We start from the raw sequence: 20,489 nt of genomic DNA, 5'->3' as shown, positions 1-20,489 counted from the left end.
CGGTCTTGGCGCTAGCGCTTGTAGACGACGCCGTCTTTCATCACGAACCGCACGTCCAGTGTGACGGCGATGTCGCGCGAAGGGTCGTCTGGCACCGCGACGATGTCGGCGAGGTACCCCGGCGCGATGCGCCCGAGTTCGTCGTCGGCCTCGATGAGCTCGGCACTGGTGATGGTCGCCGCCCGCAGCGCCTGCATGGGCGTCATGCCACGCGACACCAGAGCGCACAGCTCTTTTGCGTTCTGTCCGTGCGGGATCGCGGGCGCGTCCGTGCCGCAGGCGATTCGGACCCCGGCATCGATGGCCTTCGGAAGCATGGCCTGAGCCTGTGGAAACACCACTTCGGCCTTCTTGCGCAACTCCGGAGCAATGCGGTCGATCGCCATCGCCTCAGTCAAGTAAGTGGTCGATACCAGGAACGTGCCGGTGTCGGCCATCATCTTGATGGTGTCGTCGGTGGCAAGGAATCCGTGTTCGATGCAGTCGATCCCGGCCCGGATACACGCGCGAATAGCGCTGTCCCCCACAGCATGCGCGGCCACCCGCACTCCCGCGCGGTGCGCCTCGTCAGCGATCGCGGCGAACTCGTCATCGGAGTACTGCTGCGCGCCAGGCGCAGTGCTGTGCGACATCACACCGCCCGAAGCGGACACCTTGATCAACTTGGCGCCATGCCGGACCTGATAGCGCACGCACGCCCGGACCTCGTCGACGCCGTTGGCGATGCCTTCGGCGACCGACAGCGGCATGATGCCAGGAGCGAGGCGCTGAAACACAGTCGGATCGAGGTGTCCGCCGTAGGGCGTCACCGCGTGCCCCGCCGGGTAGATCCGTGGCCCGATGTGCCAGCCCGCCTCGATCGCACGCTGCAACGCGACATCGAGGAGGTAGCCACCCGTTTTGACCATCAACCCGAGATTGCGCACCGTGGTGAAGCCGGCCTCCAGCGTGGTGCGGGCATTGACCGCGCCGCGCAATGTGCGGTACGCGGGATCGTCCTGTACACCGTGCATCGGACTCGGCAGTCCTTCAGGACCGCCGGGTCCGCCGATCAGCAGGTTGAGTTCCATGTCCATCAAACCGGGCAGCAGCGTTACGTCGCCCAGATCGATGTCGTGATCCGGATTCTGCGGGACCTCAACGGGATTGACCGCGGAGATCCGGTTGCCGTCGATCACCACCACGGCCGGTGAGCGCACCTCGCCGGCCTCCATGTCGGCCCACCGGGCGGCGCGAAGGAGGGTTACCGGACCGGTCACGGCACCGGTTCTGACACGCAGTCCAGCGTGGTGGCGCCCGTGTCGGGCACCTTGGGTTGCTTCCAGCACTCAACCGGAAAGGATGCCTGAATCATCGAATAGAGAAGGCGCATCAGATTGAGCACATCCTCGGGCATGTCGTCCAGTGTGAACTTGTCGCAGTAGGAGATTGCCTCCTCGGCACGCGCGGTGATCGCGTCGTAGAAGGCCTGGATCTCTTGCATCGAACTGGCCAGCCTCTTGGCGTACCGTTCGGCCTCGGAGGCCAGACACCAGTCCGAGAACAACTCGAGGTCGGCGAACTCGGGCGGCAGTTTCGCCGTCGACTCGGCGGTCGTCATCTCACACCCCCGCGGTCTTGCGTCGGTAGTCCGCCACCCAAGCCGCGGTCTCGGTGTGAAGATGCCGGATGAGCACCTCCTGGTCGCAGAGCAGGAAGTTGTCCAGCACCCGCGACTCGACCATCGTCTGCGTCGCCTCCAGCGTGTTGGCGTCCTGCAGCCCGTACTCTTTGAAGGACACCGCGGCGAGTTCCTGCGCAATGCGCTCCCGAGGTGTTCTCGGCTGCGGGAAATACACCGTGCCTTCGAAGATGTGGGTATTGAACGACGTGGGCCAATAGTGATAGGTCAGATACCAGCCCTGTCCCCAGAACAGGATGACGAAGTTCGGGAACAGCTGAAACGAGTCGAGCCCCCACGGATCGCATTTCGCCGGGTTGAGCCCCGACGGCATCTCGCCGAGATCCGGTTTGTCCCATGGCCCGAACAACCCGCTCTGGCAGATGTCCTCGATCGGCTTGCGCATCTCGTCGGCCATCTCCCAGGCCCGGATACCCGATGTGCTCACCAACCGGTGCGGTCCTTCGATGCGATAGTGCGGAGCCTCGAAGCCCGCTTCGGCAGCAGCCTTCGAATATGCCGTCGGGGACTGGTTCGCGTGCAACACAGGTGCGTGGTAGAACTCCTGGAACGCGTCCATGTAGAGCTTCCAGTTGGCCTTCACTTCCGACCGGTAATGGAACGCCGAGGTCATCTTGTCGAACGGATAGCCCTCGAGACCGGTGATCATCGGCCCCAAGAAGTCGCGCAGGCTCTGCTCGGGCTCATCAGCGAAGTTGACGAAGATGAAACCTTCCCACACCTCGCAGTGCACGGGCACCAGGCCATAGCGGCTCTTGTCGAGGTCGAAGAACTCCCCCTCCTGCTGGACGAAGGCGAGGTTGCCGTCGAGGTCGTAGCGCCAGGCGTGGTACTTGCACGTGAACTGGCGACACACACCGCTTGTTTCCTCCAGCGGCATGTCGTTCCACACCAACTTGTTGCCCCGGTGCCTGCAGATGTTGTGGAACGCCTTGACTTCACCGTTGGTGGTGCGCACCACGATGATGGAGGTGTTGACGACCTTGAGTTCCTTGGTGAAGTAACTGCCCTTGCGGGGAATCCGTTCGACGCGACCGACGTTCAGCCACGCACGACGGAACACGGCCTTGCGTTCGACTTCGTAGAACTCCGGGTCCACGGAGTCCTCGTAGGACACCGGACCGGTTCCCAGCTGCGGGTAATGCTCAGTCCAGCTGCCTTCCGGCGGCTTGGGGAATCGAGGCATCGTCGTCTCCTGTCGACTGTCATCGCTGCCGCGCCGCCGACCCGCGAAAGCGCCAGGCCAGTGTCTCAGGCAAAGGCTCAGGCCCAGGCCCAGCTACCTTTCGACATTTCACGGAGACGACCAGCCCGACGGTATATGCTTCACGCGACAATCGCAAGTAGTTGATATTGACCCGTGACGCGTGCAGAGGGAGTCGAAGTCGTGGCCACACTGGAACCCGCGAACCGAACTTCGCGCGCCCGGTCGCACCGCATCGGGGCCGCATCTACCTCGGTGTCGGACTGCTGACCGGAGTCGTGTTCCTCGGAATGACGATCGGCGTCCAATTCGGTCTGATCGCACCGAACCTCACCTCCGACGTGATCGCCAACCTGCTCTTCGGCGTACCGGTGATCCTGGTGCCACTCGTCATCCTGTGGGACGCGCCGCCAGGCGGAAATCGAACCCGGCTTGACAAGGCGGCGGAGCTGACGCTGTTCTACCTGCCGTACACGGCGTGCAGTCAAATCGGCTACGAGTTGATGTTTCTCATCGGCCACCCGCTCGGCTGGTGGACCCCGACGACCGATCCCGGCTGGAAATGGCTGTGGTGGCAGTACGCACTGGCCGACACCCGCTACGTCAGCGGCAACCCGTGGATCTTCGCGCTGGAAGTGGTCGGAGTGATCACCGGAGTCGTCGTTTTCCTCGCCTGGACCAGGCTGGTCAAGGTCGACCTGCCCACCGAATCGCGGATCCGTTGCCTCTGGGTCGCCTTTGCCGGGTGCGCGGTGTTGATGAGCGGCACCGCGGTGTACTTCCTGGCCGAGGTGGCCGCCGGCTTCGACAACATCGGCCAAGGCGCATACGGCCTTGGTTTCAAGTTCATCGCCGAGAACATCCCGTTCATGGTGCTGCCCCCGCTGGTGCTGTGCGCGATCCACCTGCAGATCGATTACCTGACGCGGCGCGCAGGAGCGCAGGCGGTCCGCGCGCTGCCGGCGAGCAGCTGAAGGTCAAGGCATCTTCACGGCCGACACGTACATCTCGAGCATCGCCTGGTACATATCGACATCGTCGAGGTGACTGCCCAGTTCGACAGCGTCGGTGGTGGCGATGATGATGTGGGCGAACGTCGCCGCAGGGATCAACAGGGTCGCGCCGAGATTCTCGATACCCGCGACGATGTAGCGGGCGAGCTGGTCGACGACCTCGGATCGCTTGGCGGCCACGCGATCCCGCGCCTCCGGGTTGCGCAAGAGGTAGAGGTTGAACTCGATACCCAGTGCCGCGTGCTCGGCGCCGCGGTCACGGCTCAGCTGGCGCCACCGCTCAGCGATGTCTTCGAGCTCGCGTGCCCCGATGTGGTCGGACGACGACATCACCTCGGCGAAATTGTCGAAGTACCGACGCCAGTACCGGTCGCTCGCGGCCAAGAAGAGTTCCTCCTTGGTCGCGAAGTATTTGTAGATCGCACCCTTTGAGTAGCCGGCTGCCTTGGCGATGTCGTCGAGAGTCGCTGAGATGAAACCCCTTTCGGCGAACACCTGCTCTGCGGCATCCAGCAGCAGTGAGCGCGTGCGTTCGAGGCGTCGCTCGCGCGTCCAGGGCTCGACCACGCCACCATCTTGCCACATATTTTGACCTCTTGGTCATTGAGATACCGGCTGGTATATTTTCGGCGCATCGGCCACTTCGAGGGGAGCTCTGAGGTCCATGGGATCGACAAGTGCGGAGGAGACGGTGTCGTGAGCGATTTGTCCAGCAGGAAGAGGCCCGTTCTCACCGAGTCACTCAGCGACGCGGCACTCGGTGCGCAGCCTCAGAAGAAGATCACGCCGGTGCGAGTGTGGGCGGCAGTCGGCGGCGTGATCCTGGCGTTCCAGCTGTATGTGTGGATCCGCTGGATCAGCGGGCCCAACTTTGAGCGGGTCCCCGCAGGCCCGACCGACCCGCCGACGTTCATGAAGGCGATCCTCTTCACGTGGACAGCCGTAATCGTGGTCGGCCTGCCAATTGCCATCTGGTGGTTCCTCATTCGGCCGTGGCGCCGGGAACGGCGGATCACCCTCGACGGCATGCTCTTCGTGTCCTGCGGACTGCTGTGGTTTCAGGATCCACTGCTGAACTACTTCAACACGTGGAGCACATACAACACCTGGATGTGGAATATGGGCTCGTGGGTCCAGGACATTCCGGGTTGGGTGTCGTTCGGGGAACCGGGCGCCATGATGGCCGAGCCCATTCTGATGAACGCTCCCGGCTACTTCTTCGTCCTGCTGTGCACAATGCTCGGCTGCTGGGTTATGCGCCTGGCCAAGAAACGGTTCCCCAACATCAACACCCTCGGATTGATCGGGGTCGTGATCGCATGGACCTTCTTATTCGATTTCGTCATCGAGGGCATGTTCCTCATGCCGATGGGGCTGTTCACCTATCCGGGCGCCATCCAGGCGCTGTCGGTCAACGCGGGCACCTATTACCAGTGGCCGCTCTATGAAGGGCTGATGTGGGGCGGAGTCCAGGCCGGCCTGTGCTGCATGCGCTACTTCACCGACGACCGTGGCCGCACCTTCGTCGAGCGCGGCCTCGACCAGGTCCGAGGCGGATTAGTCACGCAGCAGCTGACCCGCTTCCTGGCGATCTTCGCCGCGTGCAGCGCATTCTTCTTCATCTTCTACAACATTCCGGCACAGTTCTTTGCCATGCACCAGGATCCGTGGCCGGACGACATCCTGAAGCGCTCGTACTTCCTGATGGGCATCTGCGGTGAGGACACGGATCGGCCGTGTCCCGACCCTGCGCTACCGATGCCCCTGACCAATTCCGGCTACATCAACCACGACGGTGAGCTCGTCCTCCCGGAGGGCGTGAAGCTTCCCGAGAACGTTCCACTGGAGCGAGGAAAGTAGATGCTGAACAGTACTTCTGCGGTCGTCACACCTGTTTCGGACGCGCCGTTCTACCGTGCGGTCGGCGACGAGGTGGAGGTCTTCCGCGCGGCGGCCCGCCGGGGGCTGCCGGTTCTTTTGAAGGGGCCAACTGGTTGCGGGAAAACAAGATTCGTTGAGGCGATGGCCCACCAGCTGGGTCGGGAGCTGATAACCGTTGCGGGCCACGAGGACATGACGTCGGCGGATCTCGTCGGCCGATTCCTGCTGAAGGGCGGTGAGACTGTCTGGGTGGACGGGCCGCTGACCCGCGCGGTGCGCGAGGGCGCCATCTTCTATCTGGACGAGGTGGTGGAGGCCCGTCAGGACACCACCGTTGTCATCCATCCGCTCGCCGATCACCGCCGTGAGCTGCCCGTCGACCGGCTCGGCACGACATTGCATGCGGCCCCCGGATTCCAGTTGGTGATCTCCTACAACCCCGGATACCAGAGCGTCCTGAAGAACCTCAAAGAGTCGACGCGTCAGCGCTTCATCGCCATCGAACTGGGCTATCCGTCACCCGACGTCGAGACCGAGGTGGTTGCCTACGAATCCGGGATCGATGTCGAAACTGCGCGTTCTCTGGTCAAGCTCGCGTACGCCATCCGGAACCTGGACGGCTCACCGTTGCGCGAAGTGTCCTCCACCCGCATGTTGATCCTCGCCGGCGGTCTCGTGGCCGAAGGGCTGAACCTGCGCAGTGCCGTCCACGCCGCCGTCGTTCAAGTGCTCTCCGACGATGCCGATGTCATTCGCGCCCTCGATGAACTCGTCAATACGGTCCTGCCTCAGACGTGACCGACGCTGCCCCGGGAAGCCCTGACCGGTTCCGGTTCCTCGCCACCTACGTCGCAGGCAGGTCCGTCGATGTCGCCGAAGCGCCTGCCGGCCAGTCCGCGCACACGGACGGCCGAGTCATCTTCGTCTCGGCAGGTCGTTCCGTCGAGGGGCAGCGTCGCGAGATGCTGGTCCAGGCGGCACTTCTCGGCGCCGGCAGCCTTGATCCGCGATTGGTGAAGGGACTGCGGGCGCGAGCCACGACGGCCCGCCGCTATCTGGCACTGGAAGGTCACCGGGTGCTCGCCGAACTCGGTCGACAGATTCCACTCGATGCCACGCTCCTTCCCGACGGACAGCCGAGCACCACGACCCCCGATGAGTCGCTGGACGTGGCGAAGACTCGAGCCAACGTTGCCGATCCCCCGGAGTGGTTCGGTGTGATCAAACCCTCCCGGTTGCTTACGGCGTCTGCCGGCCCGGGCGGGCAGCCAACCAATAAAGACCTCAAATTGCAGTTCGACCCCATCGGCCTCCCGGAGTCTGAGGCCGACGACGAGGACGAAGACGAGGACGGCGGAAAGTCCGGCGAGAGCAAGATTCTCAAGCTGTTCGAGAGCCCGATCTTCAACAACCAGTCGATGTCGGACTACCTGCGCAAGATGTTCGGCGGTTCACGCACGCCTGGAGAAGGCGCCGCGGGCGCCGAGATGACAGTTCGCTCCACCCGGCGGGTGCACGAGATCGGACCGAATGCCCGTCCGCTGCCCACCCGAATCCAATTCACAGATGACGGCAAACCCGGTGCGGCCGTAGGCGTCGGCGGCGCACTGTATCCGGAGTGGGATGTCTTCAATGACCGGTACAAGCCCGACTGGTGCCGGGTCATCGACTTTCCGCTGACCGTCGCCGCCGAAGTCACCGATGCCGGTGTCGCGCACGACGACGTGCTGCGCCGCCGGCTGGCCCGCGTCGGACTGGGCCCGAAGGTCCTGCGTGGCCGTGCCGACGGGGACGACCTCGATATCGAGGCGCTCATCGACCTTTTCGTCGATCTGCAATCCGGCTTCTCGCCACCCGAGCATGTCTACCTGGAGCGCCGCAAACTTGCGCGCAATCTCGGCGTGCTCATTCTCATCGACGCCTCCGGGTCCGCCGTCGATGCCGATTCCGACGGTCTCGCGGTGCACGACCACCAGCGGCGGGCGGCCGCCACCCTGGCCGTCACACTGGAACAGCTTGGTGACCGCGTCGCCGTCTATGCATTTCGATCGCAGGGCCGCCACGCCGTGCATCTGCCTGCCGTCAAGACGTTCGACCAAAGTTTCGGGGCCGTCGGGCGGGCCCGCCTCAACCAGCTCGAGCCGGCGAGTTATACCCGCCTCGGCGCTGGAATCCGTGGCGCTGGCGAGGTTCTCAAGACCGAAGCCGGCACCCCGAATCGCCTGCTGCTGGTCCTTTCGGACGGCTTTCCGTACGACGTCGGCTACGAAGGTCGTTACGCGGAATCCGACGCAAGCAAGGCCCTCGAAGAGCTTCGCGCCGACGGCGTCGCCTGCCTTTGTCTGTCCATCGGCGCCTCCACGGGAACCGATGTGCTCGTACGCGTCTTCGGCTCCGCCAGCTTCGCCAGCGCCCCGACCCTGGCCGACTTGAGCCCACAGATGGACGAGCTGTTCATGTCCGCTCTGCGCGAACTCGCCGCACCGACACCGTCACGAGGCTGAAGGATGAAGGTCTTGCTGACAGGAGCGTTGGGCAACATCGGCTTCTCCACATTGGAGGCGTTGCTCGTCGAAGGCCATGACGTCGTCGCTTTCGACCTCGAATCTCGCCGGGCGCGCCAGCTCGCATCCGGGTTCGGCGATCGGGTGCAATTCGTCTGGGGCGATATCACAAATCCGAAGTCGCTCCAACCCGCACTCGAGGGCGTGGACGCGGTGATCCACCTGGCCGCCATCATTCCTCCCTCGACAGAACGAGTGCCCGAACTCGCTAGGAAGGTGAACGTCGACGCCACGCGTACCCTCATCGCGGCGATGGAGGCCTCGCCCACGGCCAGCAGGCTCGTCTTCGCGTCGTCGGTGGGCATTTTCGGAGATGTCCAAGACCGCGAGCCGCCGCTGCGTGTCGACACACCCGTGCGTCCGACTGACGAATACGGGCGCCATAAGGCGGCGTGTGAGCAAGCCATCCGGCAGTCGCGGCTGCGCTGGAGCATCCTGCGGCTCGCCGCTGTGACGCCGATCCACTTGCAGGCACAAGACCCCAGCATCATGTTCGAGTTCAGCCCCGACGCCCGATTCGAGTTTCTCCATCCCGCGGATGCAGGAGTTGCCTTCGCCAGGGCCGTCGCCTGTGAGGAGGCGATCGAAAAAACGTTGTTCATCGCGGGTGGCGCGAGCTGCCGCATGACCTATTACGCCTTCACCAACGCACTCATGGGGGCAATCGGAATCGGCCCCATCCCAGTTGACGCCTTTGCGCGAACGAAGCCTGCTCGCTTCTTCGGCGACTGGGTGGACACCGAGGAGAGCCAGCGCCTCCTTCAGTACCAGAAACGGGGACTCGACGAGCAACTCGAAGACATGAAGAAGGACTTCGGCAAGCTGGTGCCGGTCATTCGCCTCGTTCGCCCGATCGCGACCTGGTTCGTGACCCGCAGCTCCGCACATCTCAAGGAGAACCGCCGTTCGCGTGTGGGCTGATTGGGCAGGCCAAAACGTGGCTGCGCAGATCGCGCTTATGCGGCGTCGCGGTCGACCAGCGCAATGCCGACGTTGACCTCGACTTCGCTGAGGTGTACCCGAATCCGCCCTGGCGCCGGCGGTGCCGTCGACCAATAGCGATGATCTGTCGGGGTGACGAATTCTGCGGTGTGTACGCCGTTTTCGGTTCCTGCGGTCACCGACCAGCCCGGCGACTCCTTGACGTAGTTGCAGTGTTCGCATTCGCCCAGCCCGTTCTCGGCACTGGTGGGTCCGTCGCAATGGCGGGGTTGGGCGTGGTCGCGTTGTCGTATCGGCGCATCGCAGTACGGCGTGCGACACGTCTGGTCACGCAGATCGATGAACCTCGCCAAACCTTTCGGGAAGAACCGCGACCGCGACTCCATCGCGACCAGTTGGCTCGACCTCGGGTGGCGGTAGAGCCGCCGCAGCGTGCATCGCGACCGCTTGTCGCTGACGGCCTTGCTGACCAGCCCGCGCGCCACCGAAGCGGGGATCGGACCGTATCCGCTGACGGTTGCCGGGACATCGTCGCCGCCCAGCAGAGTCTCATCGGTGATCACCAGGGCGACAGCAACCGGATCGGCCACATCGGCCGGTTGCCCCGTGACCCGCTCGAAGACGGTGTCGGCCATGACCTGGCCTCGTGATCGGTCATCGAAGGTGGTGTCGGCGGCGCGCTTCAGTGCCGCATACACCCCCACACCTTTGGCGACCGGCAGCAGGACGGTCACATAAGCCATTGAATCGGGTGCTGGACGAATCGTCACCGTGCGCTCGGATTCGGCTTTGGCCGCTCGATCGACCACCGACTGCGGATCGAGCCGGTAGGCGATCGCCTTGGCGTTGGCGGTGATCCGCGCATCGCCAAGGCCGTCGAGCTTGCTGACATCTGCACACATCTCGGCGTCCAGCGCTCGCCGGTCCTCGACCGTCAGGCACGCCGACTCCTTCACGATCAGCGTCGCCCGCCATTCCGACAGCACCCCGCATTCCAAGGCCGCCAAGGTATGCGGCATCTCGAACACCAGCGCCGTGGCGAACCCTAGATGACGACCGCCGCGCGCCGGAGAGTCGCGCCGCGCCAACGCGATCTCGCTGGCAAGTCCGCGGCACTGCTTGGCGCGGGGCACACCGGCGGCGGCGTCGGTGACGCGCCGCTTATCTGCCAATACCGCCGTCAGCCGCGCCTGACCAGCGGCAGCCGCGGACTTCACCCGCTCCAGGCGGGCGATCTCGTCGATCAGCTCCGCCTCGCCGCCAACCAAATCGAACATACTTTCGATATTATTTCGGTGCACTGACAAAGCGTGAGCGGCGAAGCCGACAGTTGGGAGTCGTGCCGCCCCGGGAGAGCCGTCTCAGCGCGCGGGCAGCTTGAGGACATGCTGAGCGATGATGTTGCGCTGGATCTCTGAGGTGCCACCGGCAATGGTGCCTGCGAAGCTGCCGATGTAGCGCGTGAACCAGCCCGCAGTGAATTGACCTGGGCTGTAAGGGTTGTACGGGGCGGTCATTGCGGGGTCGGCCAGACCGTCGGCGCCCGTCGCCTCCAACACATGCCGGTAGGCGTTCTGTTCGGCTTCCGACCCGAACACCTTGAGCACCGACAGCCCGGCGGTGTCGCCCTCCCCGCGCGCGGCTTTCGCCAACGCCGCAGATCCCATCAACCGCAGCGCCTGATAGTCCATAGCCATGCTCGCGTACTGATCGCGCTGCAAGGCGCCGACGGGACGATGGCTTTGCAGCGTCTGGCCCAACCGGTTCGCGAACTGCAGCCACATCATCGTGCGTTCGTGGCCGAGCGAGCCGTTGGCCACCTTCCAGCCACCGCCAAGTGGACCGACGAGATTCTCGGCGGGCACCACCACATCGGTCAGGAAGACCTCGTTGAAGTCGAGGTCGTCACGGCCGTACACGCACGCGAACGGCCTGCACGTCACTCCGGGGCTGTCGGTGGGAATCAGCAGTGCGCTGATCCCCTTGTGCCTCGGCGCGTCGGGATCGGTGCGGACGAAGGCGAGCAGCACATCGGCGTCGTGCGCACCCGACGTCCAGACCTTCTGACCGTTGACGACGAAGTGGTCCCCCTCCATCACCGCACGTGTCGACAGGCCTGCGAGGTCCGAACCGGCGCCGGGTTCGCTCATGCCAAGCGATGCGGTCATCTCGGCACGCAGAATGGGAACCGCCCACCGCTGCTTCTGTTCGTCGGTGCCGAACGACAGCAGCGAGGCCGCGATGATGCCGACGCCCTGTGGATTGAACGCGTGATAGATGCGCCGCCGGGACAGCTCCTCGCGGTGCACGAACTGCTCCAAGATGTTCGCGTTGCGACCGCCGAATTCCGGCGGATTACCCGGCAGCAGCCAGCCGTGCTCGAACTGCGTCCGCTGCCAGCGCCGCGACCATTCCGGCACGTGCGACGTCGAGCGTGAACTCTCTCCGGCCGCCTCTGCCTCGGCAGGCAGGTGTTCGTCGAGGAAGCCGATGAACTCGGCGCGGAAGGCCTCGACGTCGTCACCGAACCGCAACTGCACCGACCCAACATATCAAGTACTTAACATTTGGGTGGCGATGCGCTATGACTAGTGAGTGCTCGACGGCGAGAAGGTCTTGATCACCGGTGCTACCGGGAAGATCGCCTTTCCGATCGCCCGTGCGCTCGCCGAACGCAACGATGTCTGGGGCGCTGCGCGCCTGAAGCGCCGGGCCGACCGGGACAGACTCGTCGCAGCGGGCGTCACTCCGTTCGCCCTCGACATGGCCGATCCAGACTTCTCGACGCTGCCCGACGACTTCGATTACGTGTTCCATGCGGCGGTCGACACCGGCACCGATGACTGGACCAAATGCGTTCAGACCAACGCGCACAATTCCGGTGCGCTGCTTGCCCATTGCCGTTCGGCAAAAGGGTTCGTTTTCTGCTCCACGGGTTCGGTCTACGGCTATCAAGGCCACCGGCCGCTGCGCGAATCCGATCCGCCGGGGGTACCACTTCGACCCAACTACAGCTTCAGCAAGATCGCGGCCGAGTCGGTGTGCACGTGGGTCGCCGACCACTACGACATCCCGTTGACCATCATCCGCATCTGCTCGACGTACGGGCCCGAGGGCGGCGCGCCCGCCGACCGCCTGGGAATGATGTTGGCGGGCAAGCTTGTTCGTCTTCATCCCGACAAGCCCAACAACTACAACCCGATCTACGAAGACGACTACGTCGAACTAGGCATCCGCGCCATGGAGGTCGCAGCCACTCCCGCGATCGTCGTGAACTGGGCGGGCAGCGAGACCGTCAGCGCCGAGGACTACTGCACGTACATGGCCGAGCTGGTGGGCGTCGAGCCCGTCTTCGAATACACGCCCGATGCTCACACGCCGCTGTGGCCCGATGTCACTCACATGCATGAGGTGCTGGGCCGAACGAAAGTGCCTTGGCGCGAGGGCTTTCGACGCATGATCGCCGCCCGACACCCCGAAATCGATCTGGCTGAAGGACCGAATTGACTCTTCCAGGAATCCCATCAGACGACGTCGACGGAGTGCTCGCCGCGGGACGGGGCGAGATCGGCACCGTGTTCGTCTCGATGGCCCGCCGCCACCCCGACGGGCACGACGCCGAGTACCTGCGCTGGCACACCCTCGACCACCGTCCCGAGCAGCACCGACTGGCAGGCGTGCGCGCCTCCCTGAGGCTCGTGTCGACGCCCGACTGCCGGTCCGCACGGGCGCACAGCGACGAACATTTCGACGCGATCGACCATGTCATGTCCTACTTCTTCACCGATCAGAGCGGGCTGACGCCCTTCCTCGAACTGTCAACGGCGCTGGGCGGCGCCGACCGAAAGCTGCCGCTGCTGCCGCCGGTGCAGCGCGGCGTCTACGCAGTGGCGCAGAAGGTGGCCGCACCGCGGGTCAAGATCGGCGCCGACGTGCTGCCGTGGTGGCCGACCAAGGGGGTCTACCTACTGTTGGAGAAGGCCATGAACCCGCCCGCAGACCTCGTCGACGTCGACGGTGTCGGTGGCGCGTGGTCGGTGGCCAGCCAGGACGTCGACGGGCGCCTTGCGAGTGCGCGCGCCGGTCAGATGCTCACATACTGCTTCCTCGACGACGACCCGGTTGCGACCGCCGACAGGTTGCGACCGGTGCTCGCCGCGCGGTGGCAGCAAGACGGGGTCGAACCACTGCTCGCGGCACCCTTCTATCCTGTGGTGCCCTATCAGTGGGATCGCTATGTGCCGTAGGTGGTTTGAATGCGCATCGGCCTGATGGTGGGCTCCGACAAGGAGCGCTCACGAGCAGACCGCCTCAGCGGTCTGCTGGCCGACGGAAAGGCCGCCGAGGACGACGGTTTCGCGTCCTTCTGGATTCCGCAGGTGCCCGGATATCTCGACGCGATGACTGCCGTCGCGCTGCTCGGTCACGCCACCGACCGCATCGAGATCGGCACGGCTGTGGTGCCCATGCAGACCCGCCACCCGCTGATCCTCGCGCAGCAGGCATTGACCACCCAGGTTGCTTGTGCGGGCCGGTTCGCCCTCGGCATCGGCCCGTCACATCACTGGATCATCTCTGACCAACTCGGTCTGCCGTATGACAAACCGGCACGGCTGGTACGCGACTACCTCGATGTGCTGGACGCAGCGTTCGCCGGTCCTGGCGCCGTGGCCGTCAGCAACGACAGCTTTTCCGTGCACAGCCCGGTCGACATCACCGAGGCGTTCGGGGTGCCGGTGCTCGTCGCGGCTCTTGGGCCGGCGATGCTGCGAATCGCAGGCGCCCGCACCGCGGGAACCGTCCTGTGGATGGCCGACGAGCGGGCGATCGGCGACTATGTGGTGCCTCGCATCACCGAGGCGGCCGAATCCGCGGGAAGGTCCGGAACTCGCGTCGTGGCAGGCGTTCCCGTCGCTCTCTGCTCCGCGAGCGAGGTGGACGCCGCCCGCGCCTACGCCAGCGAAGTGCTCGGGCACGCCGACTTCTCCCCGAACTACGTGCGGTTGCTCGAACACGGCGATGCCGAAGACGTCGGAGACACGATGGCCGCGGGAGACGAGGCGGCCGTGCTCGCGCGTCTGCGCCGCTACCGCGATGCCGGCGTCACAGATCTAGCGGTCCGGGTGGTCCCACTCGGCGACGATGCGGAGCGGCGAAGCACATCGCGTCGGCGCACACAATCCTTCGTTGCATCGCTGGTTTCGGAATTCGCGTCGCTTGCGTAGATAGTTAGACATGCGTTAACTATTTCCCTCGGCCAATATGACTGCTAGGGTGCGGCTGTGGCAAAAAGCAATGCGGCAGCTGTCGCTGACGGTGGTCAGCGTCGCGCTTCATTTCAGCGAGCCCGCTCCACGGAGACCAAACGGTCGCTGGTGCAGGCCGCGATGGCGCTGTGGCGGACGAACGGTTACGCCAAAACGACGGTCGCCGACATCTGCCGGGCCGCAGGCGTCTCGCGGGCACTGTTCTACTTCTACTTCCCCGCCAAGGAAGACGTGATCTTCGAGGTCGGTCTGCTCTCCACCCGCGCCGCGCAGAAAACGGTGCACCAGAGCCTGACGGGTGACTACGACGTGCACACCGTCGTCGCAGGGGCGCTGCGTAGCTTCGAGCGCTCGATGGCGCGCAACCCTCGCGACCTGATCGTCGAGACGATCCTGGAGGGCTACCGCCAGGAGACTCGCATCCTGACCGGTGACCGTCCCGACGATGTCGACGCCGACATGTTCGGCGAGTTGTTCGCCAAGGCTCAGGCCGACGGCAAGCTCGCGGACCACATCGACGTGCCCCACCTGTCTCGGCTGGCCCAGATGCATGTCAGCGAGGGCGTACGGCACTGGGCGCTCGGCACGTTCGGCGAGCGATCCTTCGCCGAGGTGGTGGCCTGCGACATCGCCGCACTGGTCGCCGGATTCAATCAAAAGCCCTGAGTGAAGGAGATACACGATGGCGTGGGATTTCGAAACCGACCCTGAGTACCAGAAGAATCTGGACTGGGCAGATCAATTCGTCCGCAACGAGATCGAACCGCTCGACCTCGCCTTCCCTCACCAACAGTTCACGCCGCTCGACGACAACCGCCGCAAGGTCATCGATCCGCTCAAGGACGAGGTCCGCCGTCGCGGGTTGTGGGCGACCCATTTGGGACCCGAACTGGGCGGCCAAGGCCACGGACAGCTGAAACTGGCCCTGTTGAACGAGGTACTCGGCCGATCACAGTGGGCGCCAATTATATTCGGCTGCCAGGCGCCCGACACCGGCAACGCCGAGATCCTCGCGCACTACGGAACGGACGACCAGAAGAAGAAGTACCTGCGGCCCCTGCTCGACGGCGAGCTGTTCTCCTGCTATTCGATGACCGAGCCGCACGCAGGTGCCGACCCGACCCTGTTCACCACGCAGGCAGTCCGCGACGGTGACGACTGGGTGATTAACGGCTGGAAGTTCTTCTCCTCCAATGCCAGGACCGCCTCGTTCCTGATCGTGATGGTGGTGACGAATCCTGAAGTCAGCGCCTACCAGGGCATGTCGATGTTCCTGGTGCCGACCGACACGCCGGGCGTGAAGATCGTCCGCAATTTCGGCCTGCACGGCGAGCGCGAGGGCGAAGGCTCGCACGCGCTGATCCACTACGACAACGTGCGAGTGCCTGCCGAGGCTCTGCTCGGCGGAGAAGGTCAGGCGTTCGTCATCGCCCAGACCCGGCTCGGCGGCGGGCGCATCCACCACGCCATGCGCACCATCGGGCTATCGCGCAGTGCGCTCGACATGATGTGCGAGCGCGCGCTGAGCCGAGAGACGCAGGGCAGCAGGCTGTCCGACAAGCAGTTCGTCCAGGGCTACATCGCCGACTCGTACGCCCAGCTACTGCAGTTCCGGTTGATGGTGCTTTACACCGCCTGGGAGATCGACAAGTACAACGACTACAAGAAGGTGCGCAAGGACATCGCCGCGGTGAAGGTGGTGATGCCGACGGTGCTGCACGACATCGCATGGCGGGCGATGCAGATCCACGGCGCGCTCGGTGTCACCGACGATGTGCCGTTCATGGGAATGGTGACGGGTGCCGCGGTGATGGGACTGGCCGACGGCCCGACAGAGGTGCACAAGGCCACGGTGGCCAAGCAGGTGCTGCGCGACTACCGGCCAAGCAACGACATCTGGCCGACAGAGTGGATACCGCGCAAACGTGAAGCGGCGCAGGAGAAGTACGCCGAGTACCTCGAGCACGAAGTGGGCAACTTGTGAGTGACGTCATCGACACCGCGCGTCTCGCCGACTGGATGGACGCCGCGAGCCTGCCCGGCAAGGGTGAGCCGCTCAAGGCGGACTTTCTGTCGGGCGGAACGCAGAACGTCATCTACCGCATCCGTCGCGGCGACAACGACTGCGTGCTGCGGATGCCGCCGCCCGACGCCCCTCCCGACCGCGACAAGGGCATCCTGCGCGAGTGGCGGATCATCGAGGCGCTCGACGGCACCGACGTGCCGCACACCGCCGCGGTGGGGGTCTGTCCCGATCCTTCTGTCCTCGGCAGACCGTTCTACCTGATGGGGTTCGTCGACGGCTGGTCGCCGATGGAACTCGACGACCGGAAGTGGCCGGCACCGTTCGACACCGACCTGGCCGCACGCGGTGACTTGGCGTACCAACTCGCCGAGGGCATCGCGCTGCTGTCGAAGGTGGACTGGAAGGCCAGAGGTCTGCATGATCTCGGCAGGCCGGACGGCTTCCACGAGCGCCAGGTGGACAGATGGACCGGCTTCTTCGAGCGGATCAAGGGCCGCGAGATCCACGGCCTCACCGAAGCGACCGATTGGTTGCGCGCGCATAAGCCGCTCGACTTCGTCCCCGGGCTGATGCACGGGGACTACCAGTTCGCGAACGTGATGTACCGGCACGGAGCCCCTGCGCAGTTGGCCGCGATCGTCGACTGGGAGATGGGCACCGTCGGCGACCCGAAACTCGACCTCGGATGGATGGTGCAGAGCTGGCCAGCGCGCACGCGAGGAGCAGAAGGGGAAGGAGCCGCTGACTCGTCCGGAATGAGCTATGTCGACATGCGCGGAATGCCTTCTCGCACACAGGTGATCGACCACTATGCCAAGGTCTCGGGCCGTCAAGTCGACGACCTCGACTACTACCTGGTGCTGGCGAAGTGGAAGCTCGCAATTGTGCTCGAGCAGGGTTTCCAACGCGCAGGTGACAACGAGAAGCTGCTGGCCTACGGACCCGTCATCGTCGACCTGATGCGGTCGGCCGCCGACCTCGCCGAATCCAGCGATTACGCGTGATCCTTGCGGCCGTGTGCCCGGAGTACGGGCCGCCCGAGGTCGTCCGAATCGAGGAGCGGCCGTCGCAACCCCTCCAGAACGGTCAGGCGAAGGTGCGCGTCAGCGCCGCGGCGGTCAACTATCCCGACGTCCTACTCGTCGCCAACCAGTACCAGATCAGCGTGCCGCCGCCGTTCGTGGTGGGTAGCGAGTTCGCAGGCGTCATCGCCGAAGTCGCAGGCGAAGCGGGCGATCTTGTCGTCGGGGACCGGGTGACCGGAACTCAGATGTTCGGCGCATTCGCCGAGGAGGTCGTCGTGGCGGCCACTGCATTGAATCGCATCCCGCTCGGTGTCGAGGACCGGACGGCTGCGGCGTTCGGGGTGGCATATCGGACGGCGTACCACGCGCTACGGTCGGTCGCGCGAATAGATTCCGGCGACGCCGTGGTGGTGCTCGGGGCGGGTGGCGGCGTCGGCCTGGCTGCAGTGCAACTGGCAACTGCGCTGGGCGCCCACGTCACCGCCGTCGCGTCGTCGGCCGAAAAGCTCGACACAGCAACGTCATACGGTGCCCAACATGTGATCAATCACCGCATGGGCGATCTGCGGGCTGCATTGCGGGAATTCCTGCCCGGCGGCGCGGACGCCGTCATCGACCCCGTCGGCGGCGGCCTGTCCGAGCCCGCGCTTCGATCGTTGAGGCGCGGCGGCCGCTTCGTCACCGTCGGCTATGCATCGGGCGTCATCCCGGCCATTCCCCTCAACCTCGTTCTGGTCAAGGGTGTGCGTGTGCTGGGCTTCCAGTTTCGGGACGTCGCTCCCGGCGAATTCGCCCGTAACGAAGCGGAACTCGGCGAGATGTTGGCCACCGGCAGGGTGGCACCGCACATCGGCGCGGTTTACCCGCTTGCCGAAACTGCACGCGCGCTACGGCAGGTGGCCGACGGAAACGCCGTCGGCAAGGTGCTGATCGAGTTCAGCTCGCCGGAATGAGATCCGCGGCCACCGACGGCGTTGCCATCACACCGCAGCGGAACGTCTCAGTCGCGCTGACAGGTCCGGCGTCAGCGGCGGCGGTCAGCGCTTGGCTCTTGAACGCGCGCGCCGCCGCGCTCAGCCGATGCGCAACAGGTCCGACACTGTCGTCGAGTTCTGCGGGCAGGTGCTCGCCCCACAGGGTGACCTCGGTGAGGCCCTGCTCGAGTGCGCCGAGCACGCCGCGGCGCACCCGTTCGTCGCTCGCGAACAGGTCGGCGGCGACTGCCACCGTCTGCGGGTATGGACGGTCTTCCCAAAGCGCCAGTGCCGATTCCAGATCCGACGTCGAGACGCCCAGGATGTGCAGCGGCCGCTCGTCCGTGCGATCGACCAGCAGCACCGTGACGTCCCAGCCGGCCATCACGCGGTCATACATCCAGCCGCCCGCGAACTTGACGGCATCGGCCGCATTGGCCGCCACCACATCGAGCCGGTACCTCATGTCGAGCTCCGTGACGCCAAGTCGACGGCCAGCGATTCCGCGTACCCCTTGAACGCCTCGGTGAGCGGTATTGACGGGTCGAGCAGCCATAAGGTCTCCATTCCGTTGATGAAGGCGAGAATCTCGACGGCCTTGGTGGCCGCGTCACAATCCGGGCGGTACTTTCCGACCCGCTGACCGCGTTCGATGATCTCGGTGAGGATGTCGATGGCGGCGCGATATCGCTTGTGCAGGCGGTCGTGCAGCGGCGCGTCGGGGGCGATGTTCTCGACCAGGAGCACGGTGAACGTTCCGACGAGTTCGGGTGCCCGGTCGAATCTCGCGGGCACCCGACTAAGTTCGGTGATGAGGTCGCCCGACTCGTAGTCCGCGTGGATCGCGTCGTCTTCGTCGCGGGCGTCGAGCACCGCGTTCAGCAGCTGCTCCTTGGACTCGAAGTGGTGCAACAGCCCGGCTGGCGTCACCCCAACTTCCTTGGCGATCTGGGCGAGCGAGGTGTTGCGCCAGCCGTTGCGCGCCAGCAGTCGCTCGGCCACGCCGAGAATGCGCTGCCGACGGTCCTCGCCTTTGGCGAGAAGCGTTTCGTAGGGGCGCGGGGCTGCCACTGAACTCCTTCGGTCAACCAACCTAGTGAACACACAGTAGGTAGGTTCGCCCCCCGTGACAAGGGTCTCAGCGCAAAAATGTTTTGGTTGCGATCGAGTCCCAGGTGAGGTCGTTTGTCAGGTCAATAGCACCAACGGGGCGTCAGGCGATGAGCTCTACCAACGTCGCGTTAGCCGTACCGCCGCCCTCGCACATCGTCTGCAGTCCGTAACGAATCCCGTGGTCGCGCATGTGGTTGAGCATCCGCGTCATCAGCACCGCACCCGAAGCGCCGAGCGGATGGCCCAGCGCGATCGCACCGCCGAGCGGGTTGAGGCACTTCTCGTCGGCGCCGGTTTCCGCCAGCCACGCCAGCGGTACGGGGGCGAACGCCTCGTTGACCTCGAACACACCGATCTCGTGGATGCCGACGCCCGCCTTGTGGAGCAGCTTCTGGGTGGCCGGAATCGGGCCGGTCAACATCAACACCGGGTCCGCTCCGGTGACGGCGCCGGCGCAGTACCGGGCGATCGGGGTGAGCCCCAACGCGAGCGCATTGTCTTCGGCCATCACCAGTAATGCCGCGGCGCCGTCGGAGATCTGTGAGGAGTTGCCCGCGTGGATGACGCCGTCGTCGGTGAACGCCGGGTTGAGCCCGGCGAGCTTCTCGACGGTGGTTCCGCGCCGGACACCCTCGTCGGCGACGACGGGTTCGCCGCCGGTGAAGACGGAGATCATCTGGCTTTCAAAAGCCCCGCTGTCCTGCGCGGCGGCGGCGCGTTCATGCGACTGCGCCGAGTACTCGTCGAGCCTGGTGCGGGAGAACCCCCACTTCTGCGCGATCAACTCGGCGGAGATCCC

At 64.9% G+C, this 20,489-nt stretch carries 21 protein-coding genes; 12 read left to right on the top strand and 9 right to left on the bottom strand.

Annotated features, from left to right (window positions below; genetic code table 11):
- Positions 1 to 11 precede the first annotated feature (11 nt).
- The 3 genes from QOJ24_RS25130 to QOJ24_RS25120 are packed head-to-tail and all read right to left on the bottom strand — an operon-like array spanning position 12 to position 2,867.
- Positions 12 to 1,214, bottom strand: a complete 1,203-nt coding sequence (locus tag QOJ24_RS25130) for a metal-dependent hydrolase family protein (RefSeq protein WP_526266126.1) — start codon at positions 1,212 to 1,214, stop codon at positions 12 to 14.
- A gap of 41 nt (positions 1,215 to 1,255) precedes the next feature.
- Positions 1,256 to 1,600 (bottom strand): hypothetical protein, encoded by a 345-nt coding sequence (locus tag QOJ24_RS25125; RefSeq protein ID WP_526266100.1) that lies wholly within the window; start codon positions 1,598 to 1,600, stop codon positions 1,256 to 1,258.
- 1 nt (position 1,601) lies between these two features.
- Positions 1,602 to 2,867 carry an aromatic ring-hydroxylating oxygenase subunit alpha gene (locus QOJ24_RS25120; RefSeq protein WP_526266099.1) on the bottom strand — a complete coding sequence of 422 codons (1,266 nt, stop codon included), beginning with the start codon at positions 2,865 to 2,867 and terminating at the stop codon, positions 1,602 to 1,604.
- A 167-nt stretch (positions 2,868 to 3,034) separates the two neighbouring features.
- On the opposite strand from QOJ24_RS25120, the gene QOJ24_RS25115 reads away from it, so the two are divergent.
- Entirely contained in the window at positions 3,035 to 3,859 is an 825-nt protein-coding gene (locus tag QOJ24_RS25115; protein WP_526266098.1) for an emopamil-binding protein, read from the top strand.
- A 3-nt stretch (positions 3,860 to 3,862) separates the two neighbouring features.
- On the opposite strand, the gene QOJ24_RS25110 is transcribed toward QOJ24_RS25115, so the two are convergent.
- Complete coding sequence (locus QOJ24_RS25110; RefSeq protein WP_526266097.1) at positions 3,863 to 4,465, bottom strand: TetR/AcrR family transcriptional regulator; 603 nt, start codon at positions 4,463 to 4,465, stop codon at positions 3,863 to 3,865.
- A 129-nt stretch (positions 4,466 to 4,594) separates the two neighbouring features.
- On the opposite strand from QOJ24_RS25110, the gene QOJ24_RS25105 reads away from it, so the two are divergent.
- The 4 genes from QOJ24_RS25105 to QOJ24_RS25090 are packed head-to-tail and all read left to right on the top strand — an operon-like array spanning position 4,595 to position 9,264.
- A complete protein-coding gene (locus QOJ24_RS25105; RefSeq protein WP_526266096.1) occupies positions 4,595 to 5,758 on the top strand; it encodes a spirocyclase AveC family protein in 1,164 nt (387 codons plus the stop codon).
- A complete protein-coding gene (locus QOJ24_RS25100; protein WP_526266095.1) occupies positions 5,759 to 6,577 on the top strand; it encodes an AAA family ATPase in 819 nt (272 codons plus the stop codon).
- Entirely contained in the window at positions 6,574 to 8,283 is a 1,710-nt protein-coding gene (locus QOJ24_RS25095) for a nitric oxide reductase activation protein NorD (protein ID WP_526266093.1), read from the top strand. Before QOJ24_RS25100 ends, QOJ24_RS25095 begins: the two co-directional genes overlap by 4 nt.
- A 3-nt stretch (positions 8,284 to 8,286) precedes the next feature.
- On the top strand, positions 8,287 to 9,264 hold the full coding sequence (locus QOJ24_RS25090; RefSeq protein WP_526266091.1) for an NAD-dependent epimerase/dehydratase family protein: 978 nt from the start codon (positions 8,287 to 8,289) through the stop codon (positions 9,262 to 9,264).
- A 35-nt stretch (positions 9,265 to 9,299) separates the two neighbouring features.
- On the opposite strand, the gene QOJ24_RS25085 is transcribed toward QOJ24_RS25090, so the two are convergent.
- Both QOJ24_RS25085 and QOJ24_RS25080 read right to left on the bottom strand, forming a co-directional pair.
- Positions 9,300 to 10,562 carry a DUF222 domain-containing protein gene (locus QOJ24_RS25085; protein ID WP_526266089.1) on the bottom strand — a complete coding sequence of 421 codons (1,263 nt, stop codon included), beginning with the start codon at positions 10,560 to 10,562 and terminating at the stop codon, positions 9,300 to 9,302.
- An 84-nt stretch (positions 10,563 to 10,646) separates the two neighbouring features.
- Positions 10,647 to 11,825 carry an acyl-CoA dehydrogenase family protein gene (locus QOJ24_RS25080; protein WP_526266088.1) on the bottom strand — a complete coding sequence of 393 codons (1,179 nt, stop codon included), beginning with the start codon at positions 11,823 to 11,825 and terminating at the stop codon, positions 10,647 to 10,649.
- A 55-nt stretch (positions 11,826 to 11,880) separates the two neighbouring features.
- On the opposite strand from QOJ24_RS25080, the gene QOJ24_RS25075 reads away from it, so the two are divergent.
- From QOJ24_RS25075 to QOJ24_RS25045, 7 genes are read left to right on the top strand one after another with little or no spacing between them, the layout of a single operon-like run.
- Entirely contained in the window at positions 11,881 to 12,792 is a 912-nt protein-coding gene (locus tag QOJ24_RS25075) for an NAD-dependent epimerase/dehydratase family protein (RefSeq protein ID WP_526266086.1), read from the top strand.
- The gene (locus QOJ24_RS25070; RefSeq protein ID WP_526266085.1) at positions 12,789 to 13,532 is read left to right on the top strand and encodes a hypothetical protein; all 744 of its coding nucleotides are present in this window, start codon (positions 12,789 to 12,791) and stop codon (positions 13,530 to 13,532) included. The genes QOJ24_RS25075 and QOJ24_RS25070 overlap by 4 nt, the downstream gene beginning before the upstream one ends.
- 9 nt (positions 13,533 to 13,541) lie before the next feature.
- Positions 13,542 to 14,510 carry a TIGR03564 family F420-dependent LLM class oxidoreductase gene (locus tag QOJ24_RS25065; protein ID WP_526266083.1) on the top strand — a complete coding sequence of 323 codons (969 nt, stop codon included), beginning with the start codon at positions 13,542 to 13,544 and terminating at the stop codon, positions 14,508 to 14,510.
- 57 nt (positions 14,511 to 14,567) lie between these two features.
- Positions 14,568 to 15,218: a TetR/AcrR family transcriptional regulator gene (locus QOJ24_RS25060; protein WP_526266081.1), complete on the top strand. Its 651-nt coding sequence runs from the start codon at positions 14,568 to 14,570 to the stop codon at positions 15,216 to 15,218.
- A gap of 16 nt (positions 15,219 to 15,234) precedes the next feature.
- Positions 15,235 to 16,536 carry an acyl-CoA dehydrogenase family protein gene (locus tag QOJ24_RS25055; protein WP_526266079.1) on the top strand — a complete coding sequence of 434 codons (1,302 nt, stop codon included), beginning with the start codon at positions 15,235 to 15,237 and terminating at the stop codon, positions 16,534 to 16,536.
- A gap of 35 nt (positions 16,537 to 16,571) precedes the next feature.
- Positions 16,572 to 17,582: a phosphotransferase family protein gene (locus QOJ24_RS25050; RefSeq protein ID WP_526266125.1), complete on the top strand. Its 1,011-nt coding sequence runs from the start codon at positions 16,572 to 16,574 to the stop codon at positions 17,580 to 17,582.
- Entirely contained in the window at positions 17,582 to 18,556 is a 975-nt protein-coding gene (locus QOJ24_RS25045; RefSeq protein ID WP_526266123.1) for an NADPH:quinone oxidoreductase family protein, read from the top strand. Before QOJ24_RS25050 ends, QOJ24_RS25045 begins: the two co-directional genes overlap by 1 nt.
- Here the strand turns inward: QOJ24_RS25045 and QOJ24_RS25040 are convergent.
- From QOJ24_RS25040 to QOJ24_RS25030, 3 genes are all read right to left on the bottom strand, one after another.
- Complete coding sequence (locus QOJ24_RS25040; protein WP_526266077.1) at positions 18,540 to 19,043, bottom strand: hypothetical protein; 504 nt, start codon at positions 19,041 to 19,043, stop codon at positions 18,540 to 18,542. The two genes, QOJ24_RS25045 and QOJ24_RS25040, sit on opposite strands and share 17 nt — an antisense overlap.
- Positions 19,040 to 19,648: a TetR/AcrR family transcriptional regulator gene (locus tag QOJ24_RS25035; protein WP_526266075.1), complete on the bottom strand. Its 609-nt coding sequence runs from the start codon at positions 19,646 to 19,648 to the stop codon at positions 19,040 to 19,042. Before QOJ24_RS25035 ends, QOJ24_RS25040 begins: the two co-directional genes overlap by 4 nt.
- Before the next feature lie 142 nt (positions 19,649 to 19,790).
- Positions 19,791 to 20,489: thiolase family protein (locus tag QOJ24_RS25030; protein WP_526266074.1), on the bottom strand; the 699-nt coding region annotated here is incomplete at its 5' end.

The sequence above is a fragment of the Mycobacterium sp. genome (assembly GCF_032159775.1).
Lineage (GTDB): Bacteria > Actinomycetota > Actinomycetes > Mycobacteriales > Mycobacteriaceae > Mycobacterium.
The sequence above is the reverse complement of the archived record's forward strand: the minus strand, read 5'-3'. Positions and strand labels throughout refer to the sequence as shown.